Genomic DNA, 3,772 nt, shown 5'->3' with positions numbered 1-3,772 from the left:
CTCTATGTATTCAAATTATGAAATAGCAAAAAGAAATTATGTTTGTGAATAACAAATGAAAAATACTCGTATCAATATTGATACGAGTATTTTTATATTTTAAGGTATTATAAATTATATGAACTGTGGATAGTTTATAATACCAATTGATAATTTTGAGCAACGGACGTAGTTGTTGGTGACATGAACGAAGTGAATTCTTTATTTCGATGGAGCTATATTTTGACTCAAAAAGATTGATAATCTAACTAAAAATAAACAAATTTCTGAAAATAAGTGCTATTATTTAATTAGGCTGACCCTAAAGTTTCATCTGAGGGGGAAGGTAATCATAATATAATAGTTAATCTGATTACAGAAGACTTTTCTTAAGTAAGAAGATTATAGTATATTTAGTAAATGATCACCTTTGCCTTTGTGTAAAGGTTTTTTTGTTTTCTTTATATATAAGTCTTCCTTTTTCGTCAGCGAAATAAAAATATATTTCTAGGAGGAAAAATAGTATGAATTATGATCCAAAATCAAGTAAAGCAGAAGAATTTATTAATCATGAGGAGATTTTAGAAAGTCTAGAGTATGCAAAACAAAATAAATATAATAAAGAGTTAATAGAGGTTATTTTAGACAAGGCGAACATGGCAAAAGGGCTTACTCATAGAGAAGCAGCACTTCTCTTAGAATGTGAAGATGAAAAATTAATTCAAAAAATGTTCAAGTTGGCCGAAGATCTTAAAAAGAGATTTTATGGTAACCGTATAGTAATGTTTGCACCATTATATCTTTCAAATTACTGTATAAATGGATGTGTATATTGCCCATACCATTTAAAAAATAAGGATATTGCTAGAAAAAAATTGACTCAAGAAGAAATAAAAAAAGAAGTTATCGCATTACAAGATTTAGGACATAAGAGATTAGCCTTAGAAGCCGGAGAAGATCCAATTAATAATCCTATTGAATACATATTAGAATCTATAAAGACTATTTATAGCATAAAACATAAAAATGGAGCTATAAGAAGAGTAAATGTTAATATAGCTGCAACAACTGTAGATAACTATCAAAAGTTAAAAGAGGCAGGAATCGGAACTTATATATTATTTCAAGAAACTTATAATAAAGTTGCTTATGAGAAACTTCATCCAACTGGACCAAAGCATGATTACGCATATCACACAGAAGCAATGGATAGAGCTATGGAAGGTGGTATAGATGACGTAGGCCTTGGAGTTTTGTATGGCCTTAGCACTTATAAATATGAATTAGTAGGAATATTAATGCATGCAGAACATTTAGAGGCTAAATATGGTGTAGGTCCACATACAATCAGTGTTCCAAGGCTTAGACCAGCTAATGATATAGATGTATCAGATTTTCCAGAGGCTTTATCAGATGATATATTCCAAAAAATTGTAGCTATAATACGTTTAGCAGTACCTTACACAGGTATGATAGTATCTACAAGAGAATCTCAAAAAACTAGAGAAAAAGTACTACACTTAGGTATATCACAAATTAGTGGAGCATCATCAACAAGTGTAGGAGGATATGATGATAGGGCTAAAGGGCTAAAAGAAGAAATAACAAGTGCTCAATTTGATGTTGATGATGATAGAACATTAGATGAAATAGTAAATTGGTTGTTAGAAATGGACTATATACCAAGTTTCTGTACAGCGTGTTATAGAGAGGGTAGAACTGGTGATAGATTTATGTCACTGTGTAAAAATGGTCAAATAGCAAACTGTTGCCAGCCTAATGCACTTATGACTTTAAAAGAATATCTAGAGGATTATGCTTCAAATAATACTAAAGAGATAGGAGAAAATTTAATTTTAAATGAAATTAAGAAGATTCCAAAAGATAAGGTTAGAGAAATAGTTGAAGATAGACTAGTAAAAATAGCTGATGGAGAGCGTGATTTTAGATTTTAGTGTTTCAACACCTATTGTGGAGTCGGATATTTAACTTCGTTTTCAATCAATCAAATGGGGTAAATTTGATATGAAAAAATAAAGTAATCATAACTTTAATATATTGTTTAAATAGAAAAAAATGATGTGAAATTATTTCACATCATTTCTTCCTAATTTCCACATCTATCAACTATTTTGGCTGATTCTTGATCAAAGCTTGCTTCACCAAAGTATTGACGATCACCATAATACACGTCACATACAATTTCTGAATAATTTGTATATGAATATTCACATGTTATATTTTCCATTTCAGGATATTTGTATTTAAAGTTAAATTCAATTACATATTCTTCTGCAGGCTGTTTATATTGAGGTTCAACCCAATCAGTAATCAGCTCATATATAGAAGTTTTATATAAAATTTCTGTTTCCAATGGTTGTTTTTCATCAGCATATATCCAATTTCGACCATTATCTCTACCTGCTTGACAATGCCCGTCTATATACATATCATAAAGTAATCGATCTGGATATTGATCAATTCTCTCATCCAATTTTTTATAGAACTCTTCATCTGGAAGTTTTTCACCTAGACTATCTAAACCATCATCATATCCTAGATTGTATGAGAAAACTTCATCCTCATTTCCATTGACGACAGGTCTATCACCAGATTCTGGTGCTGCCATTTGACCTATATCTCTTTCACCATCCCAAACACAACCTGTCATTGAAATACACGTAAACATTAAACATCCTAAAACCATTAATTTATTTATTACCTTTTTCATTTTAATACCTCCATATTTTTTTAATAACTGGGGTTTTAAGATAACCCCAAACTTTTATTTTTTTGTTAATATCATTTATTTTATTGTAAAAAGTCGTAATTATCACCTAATATTTTTCTTGCACAATCACTACAATATCCTGATTGGGAACCTACAAATAGTTTTCCGCAATTCATACAATATTCATTATATTCGGAATTATATTCATCTTCATCAGAACTATAGTCTTCAATATAATCATCAAGTGTTGGCATATCAGGAGTATAGCCATTTGGTCCATATGGAACATGTGGTTCTTCTAACTCATAAACACCTGTTTTATCCCAATAGTAAACCATACCTATATATACACCATCTACATACGCTTTACCACTACAATCTGGATGTATTGAATCATCTGTTATCTCAACAACCACCTTTGAATTGACATTTGATTTAGCCCAAGCTATTAGTTGTTCCTGTTTTGCTTTAGCTGGGTCTTTTTCAGATTCCTTTGTTGATTCCTCTTTTTCTTTTTGTTCATTTTCATTTTTCTGTTCACTCTTTTTCTTTTGTTCTTTTGTTTTAACTTCGCTATTTACTTGCTGTTCTTCTGTAACTTCTTCCTCAACTGGTTCTTCGAAGTCAGAGCTTTGACATCCTATAGTTGATATACTTGTACAGATCACAATTCCTGCTAATAATAGCTTAATACCTCTTTTTTTCATTTTTTAATACCTCCAAATTTTTTAAGATATTCTCATAATAACTTTAAGATGGAAAGATACTTTATAGATGAACCCCTTAGAAGTTTATTATTTTTTTACATGAATAAGAATACTTTTATCATCCTAGGAATTATATTTTATTTGATTTTGGGTAAATTATATATTTCATACAAGAAATCTTAAATTAAATTAGGATAATTTTTAGTATGAACGAATATTAATCTGTAATAGAGGGTAGTCATAGGTAATAATTATTTAGGGGTGATAATATTTGAAAATAGTAACATATAATATTCACAAAGGTATGGATAAAAATAATAAAATAACCTTGCTTAGAATAATAAAATATTTAAGG

General features: G+C 29.5%; 3 protein-coding genes. 1 reads left to right on the top strand and 2 read right to left on the bottom strand.

Annotation, left to right across the window (positions count from 1 at the left end):
- Positions 1 to 503 precede the first annotated feature (503 nt).
- Positions 504 to 1,934 carry a [FeFe] hydrogenase H-cluster radical SAM maturase HydG gene (hydG, locus tag J7G74_RS11590; protein ID WP_297135497.1) on the top strand — a complete coding sequence of 477 codons (1,431 nt, stop codon included), beginning with the start codon at positions 504 to 506 and terminating at the stop codon, positions 1,932 to 1,934.
- Between the two features lie 152 nt (positions 1,935 to 2,086).
- On the opposite strand, the gene J7G74_RS11585 is transcribed toward hydG, so the two are convergent.
- Positions 2,087 to 2,710, bottom strand: a complete 624-nt coding sequence (locus tag J7G74_RS11585) for a hypothetical protein (protein ID WP_297135495.1) — start codon at positions 2,708 to 2,710, stop codon at positions 2,087 to 2,089.
- Between the two features lie 80 nt (positions 2,711 to 2,790).
- Positions 2,791 to 3,417, bottom strand: coding sequence for a hypothetical protein (locus J7G74_RS11580; RefSeq protein ID WP_297135493.1), 627 nt, complete (start codon positions 3,415 to 3,417; stop codon positions 2,791 to 2,793).
- Between the last annotated feature and the right edge of the window lie 355 nt (positions 3,418 to 3,772).

Origin of the sequence: Terrisporobacter sp. (genome assembly GCF_017888745.1) — a bacterium.
Classification (GTDB): domain Bacteria; phylum Bacillota; class Clostridia; order Peptostreptococcales; family Peptostreptococcaceae; genus Terrisporobacter.
This window is presented reverse-complemented; position numbering and strand designations above follow the sequence as displayed.